This is a genomic window from Streptomyces sp. SID3343 (assembly GCF_009865215.1).
Classification (GTDB): domain Bacteria; phylum Actinomycetota; class Actinomycetes; order Streptomycetales; family Streptomycetaceae; genus Embleya.
Genome location: NZ_WWJX01001447.1, coordinates 1 through 5384, shown reverse-complemented (window position 1 = coordinate 5384; position 5384 = coordinate 1). Strand labels below are relative to the sequence as shown.

General features: G+C 70.7%; 1 protein-coding gene. It reads left to right on the top strand.

The annotated features are described in order from the left end of the window. Positions 1 to 56: 56 nt before the first annotated feature. Positions 57 to 5384, top strand: a 5328-nt coding sequence (locus GT354_RS46100; RefSeq protein ID WP_346012487.1) for a type I polyketide synthase, incomplete at its 3' end; no start/stop codon positions are given.

The following is a 5384-nucleotide window of genomic DNA, read 5'->3' as shown; positions in this document are numbered from 1 at the left end:
GGTTGGGTGATCCGATCGAGGCGCAGGCGTTGTTGGCGACGTATGGGCGGGGTCGGGTGGTGGGTCGGCCGTTGTGGTTGGGGTCGGTGAAGTCGAACATCGGTCATACGCAGGCGGCTGCGGGTGTGGCGGGTGTGATCAAGATGGTGTTGGCGATGGATCGTGGGGTGTTGCCGCGGACGTTGCATGTGGACGCGCCTACGGGTGAGGTGGATTGGTCGTCGGGTGGGGTGGAGTTGTTGACCCGGTCGCGGCCGTGGGAGCGGGACGGGCGTCCGCGCCGGGCGGGGGTGTCCTCGTTCGGCATCAGCGGAACCAACGCCCACGTCATCCTCGAACAGGCACCGGAGTGCGCTCGGTGCGGCGCACTCGACCAGGAGTCGGCGTGCGATCGGTGCGCAACCCTCGAAAACCCGCCGAACGGCGACGAACTCGTCGAGTCCTCGGGCGCCGGTGTGGTCCCGCTGGTGTTCTCGGCGAAGAACGCGAGCGCTTTGCGTGACCAGGCGACCCGACTGAGCTCACTGTTCACCGAAGGGGTGTCCCCGCGGGACGCGGCGTTCTCCCTGCTGCGCGGGCGCGCGTCCTTCGCCCGGCGAGCGGTGGTGTGGGGCCGGGACCGGGAGGAACTGCTTGCCGGGCTGACCGCTCTCGCGGCCCGCACGCCGAGCCCGCATCTGGTCGACGACACGGCCTCGGCCGGGAAACTGGCCTTCGCGTTCACCGGACAGGGCGCGCAACGCCTGCGCATGGGAACCGAGTTGGCCGCCGACTTCCCCGTGTTCGCAGACGCGTTCGACGCCGTATGCGCCGAACTCGACCCCCTGCTCGGCCGATCGCTTCGCGAAGTCGTCACCGAGCACGAGCAGTTGCTCGACCGTACCGAATTCGCCCAACCGGCCCTGTTCGCCGTCGAGACGGCACTGTTTCGACTCCTCGCCTCGTTCGGGCTCACCCCCGACGTCCTCATCGGCCACTCCATCGGCGAAATCTCCGCCGCCTACGCCGCCGAGGTCATGTCGTTGCCGGACGCCGCCCGGCTGGTGGTGGCTCGCGGCGCCTTGATGCAGGCGTTGCCCCCGGGCGGCGCGATGGCCGCGATACAGGCAACGGAGGACGAGGTCCTGCCCCTGTCGACGGCGACGGTGGCACTCGCGGCCGTCAACGGCCCCCGAGCCGTGGTGATCTCGGGGGAGGAGACCGCGGTGACGCGGATCGCCGCCCACTTCGCCGACCAGGGACGCCGCACCCGACGGCTGCGGGTGTCCCATGCGTTCCACTCACCTCTCATGGAACCCGTGCTCGACGAATTCCGAACCGTCGCCACGAGCATCACCTATCGGCCGCCGAAGATACCCGTGATCTCCAACGTGAGCGGACGGATCGCGGCCGGCGAGTTGTCCCTCCCCGAATACTGGGTCGAGCACATCCGACGTCCCGTTCGCTTCATGGACGGCATGCGGGCCGCCCGCGAGCTCGGTGTCACCCGGTTCGCCGAGCTGGGCCCCGATGCGATACTCACCGCCATGGCCGAGGACTTCCTCCTCGACGCGGACACGAGCGCCGACACCACCGCCACCCCCGACGCCGATACCGGCGCCGGTCCGGATGCCGATACAGCCACCCTCCTGGTACCGGTGCTGCGCAAGGACCGCCCGGAAACCGACACCCTCCTCACCGCGCTGGCCCGACTCCACACGCGCGGCACCGATGTCGACTGGACCGCGCTGGCGCCCGACGGCAGCCACGTCGCGCTGCCCACCTACGCCTTCCAACATCGTCGTTACTGGCTCGAACCGCGCGACGCGGCGGCCACCGCCTCGGTGTCGAACCTCGGCCTGATCGGGAACGAACATCCGCTGCTGGGAGCGGCGTTGCCACTGGCCGACGGTGCGGGAGTGGTGTTCAGCGGCAGGCTGTCACCGAAGACGCACACCTGGTCCGTCGATCACCTCGCCCACGGCAGGATCGTGTTGCTCGGCGGCACCTTCGTGGAACTGGCGCTGCGCGCGGGCGAGGAGGTCGATTGCGCCACGGTCGAGGAACTCGTCGTCGACAGCCCCTTGGCGATACCCGAACACGACCGTGTCGATCTCCAAGTGACGGTCGGCCGCGCCGACGACGCCGGACGCAGGACGTTCACCGTGCACACGAAGAGCACGCAGACAACCGCGGACTCCTCGTGGCAACGGCACGCGCACGGCGTGCTCGCGGCGACGAACCCACGACCGGATGCCTCCGCTCCCGACCTCACCACCTGGCCTCCCACCGGGGCCGAAGCCCTCGACGGCTCCGCCGTCTACGACGACCTCGTCGAACGAGGGCTGGAATGCGGGCCCGCGTTTCGCGGCCTGCGGACCGTATGGCACCGGGGCCGGGACGTTTTCGCCGAGATCGCGCTGCCCGAGGGCACGGAAGCGACCGGATACGGTCTGCATCCCGCTCTCCTGGAGGCCGTCACCCACGCGATGCAGGCGCGAGAGCCGGCCGTCGGTGGGCCGCTGGTGATCGGCCGGTGCCGAGGCGTACGGCTGGTCGCCACGGGGGCCCGTGCTCTGCGCGTCCACGTTTCCGCGACGGGAACGCTCACGGTGGCCGACCACACCGGCGCACCGATCGCGTACGCGGACCACATGACACTCGAAGCCCTCGCCCCCGAGGACATGCCCGCCTTCCCGCACCCGGACGCGCTACATCGCGTCGCGTGGATCCCGGTCCCCGCTGCGGCGGCAACCGAGGCCGCCGGCCGGTTCACGGTCGCGGGCGCGGATCCGCTCGGTGTGGCCGAGCACCTGTCGACGGCCGGGTACGACGTGCGCGTGGACCCCGACTCGAACGACCTCGGGCCACAGACAGCCGACGTGTTGGTCTCGTTCGTCGGCGATGGGTCCCCCGCTGTGGATGCCCGAGCGGTCGCGACGGCGACCCACCGGGCCCTCGCCTCGGTGCGGTCGTGGCTCGCCGCCGGCACCGAACCCGTCGCGCGATTGGTCGTCGTGACCCGAGGCGCCGTCGCGGCACGCGACGGCGAACCCGTGCCGGACCTGAACCACAGCCCCGTCTGGGGAGTGTTGCGCTCCGCGCAGTCCGAGCACCCCGACCGGTTCGTCCTGGTGGACCTCGACGGGCGGCCCACGTCGCTCGCCGCGCTCCCGGACGCGCTGGCGACGAACGAACCACAGCTCGCCGTACGAGACGGACAGGTTCTGGTACCTCGCCTCGCACGCGTGACGTCGCCGGGACCGACGAGCGGGCGCCCACTCGATCCGCAGGGCACCGTGCTGCTGACCGGAGCCACCGGCGGCCTCGGTCGACTGCTGGCCCGACACCTGGTCACCGAACGAGGCGCCCGACACCTGCTGCTGATCGGCCGGAGCGGCCGCGCGGCCCCCGGCGCGCCGGAACTCGTCGCGGAACTCGCCGCGTCGGGGGCACGAGTCACGCTCGCCGCGTGCGACGTGGGCGACGCCGCCGCTGTGCGCACACTCCTGGATCGGGTCCCCAAGGAACATCCCCTCACCGCCGTCGTGCACGCGGCCGGAGTGACCGACGACGGCATGGTCGACACGCTCACCGAGGCTCAGGTGGACCGCGTCCTGCGCGCCAAGGTGGACGGCGCGGCGAACCTGCACGAACTCACGAAGCACCTCGACCTGGACGCCTTCGTCCTCTTCTCGGCGGCAGCCGGTGTCCTGGGCGGGCCGGGACAGGCCAACTACGCGGCGGCGAACGTCTTCCTGGACGCCTTGGCGCTGCACCGCAGGGCGACGGGTCTGCCCGCGCTCTCCCTGGCCTGGGGACTGTGGTCCGAAGCGGGCGGGATGGGCGGACGCCTGGCCGACGTCGACGTGCGGCGGCATGCCCGCAGCGGCCTGCTCGCGCTGTCCGCGGAGCAGGGCCTGGCCCTGTTCGACGCCGCACGGCAGGTAGACGAAGCCCTGCTCGTGCCCGTCCGGTTGGACGCCACCCGGATCCGGTCCCGAACGGAGGGAGTACCCGCACTGCTGCGCGGCCTGGTGCGGCCCCCGGCTCGCCGGGTCGGGCCGGTCGAGCCGGGCGCGGATGCCTCGGGGTCGGCACGAAACGCGCTGGTGGCTCGACTGAGCGCACTGCCCGCGCGCGAACGAGACCGGCAACTGGTGGACTTGGTGCGATCCCATGCCGCCGTCGTGTTGGGGCATCCCGACGTCGACCAGGTCGAGGCCGATCAGGCGTTCCAGTCGATCGGCTTCCAGTCGCTGACCACGGTGGAACTGCGCAACCGGCTCAACGCGGCCACAGGCCTGCGACTGTCCTCGTCGCTGGCCTTCGATCATCCGACGCCGTCGGCGCTCGCCCGTCACCTGCGGGCAAGCCTGTTCGGCGAGGAGGAACCAGTCGTCCGAGAACCGTCGATGCCGACCATGGCGGTGGACGAGCCGATCGCGATCGTCGGGATGAGCTGCCGGTTCCCGGGTGGGGTGCGCTCGCCCGAGGATCTGTGGCAACTGCTCGTCTCCGAGGAACATGCCCTCACCCGATTTCCCACCGATCGAGGCTGGGACGTCGAGGGGCTGTACGACCCCGACCCCGATCGGGCAGGCAAGACGTATGTGCGCGAAGGCGGGTTCCTGCACGACGCCGGTGACTTCGACGCGGAGTTCTTCGGGATCTCGCCGCGTGAGGCGTTGGCGATGGACCCGCAGCAGCGACTGATGCTGGAAGCGACCTGGGAGGCGTTCGAGGACGCCGGGATCGATCCGACATCCTTGCGCGGCGACCAGGTCGGGGTCTTCGCCGGCACGAACGGTTTCCGGTACGCCTCCAGGCTGACGAGCCCCCCGGAAGAAGTCGAGGGCTACCTCGGCACCGGAAACTCCGCGAGCGTGGTGTCCGGCCGGATCTCGTACGCGTTCGGTTTCGAGGGTCCGGCGGTGACGGTGGACACGGCGTGCTCGTCGTCGCTGGTCGCCCTCCACCTGGCCGCCCAGGCATTGCGTCGCGGCGAATGCTCGGCGGCCCTGGCCGGCGGCGTCACCGTCATGTCGACCCCCGAGCCGTTCGTCGACTTCAGTCGACAGCGTGGTTTGGCCCCGGACGGTCGTTGTAAGGCGTTTGCGGCGTCGGCGGATGGTACGGGGTGGGGTGAGGGTGTGGGTGTGTTGTTGTTGGAGCGGTTGTCGGATGCGCGTCGTGGTGGGCGGCGGGTGTTGGCGGTGGTGCGTGGTTCGGCGGTGAATCAGGACGGTGCGTCGAACGGTTTGACGGCGCCGAGCGGTCCGGCGCAGCAGCGGGTGATTCGGCGGGCGTTGGCGGGTGCGGGTTTGTCGGTGGGTGATGTGGATGTGGTGGAGGCGCACGGTACGGGGACGCGGTTGGGTGATCCGATCGAGGCGCAGGCGTTG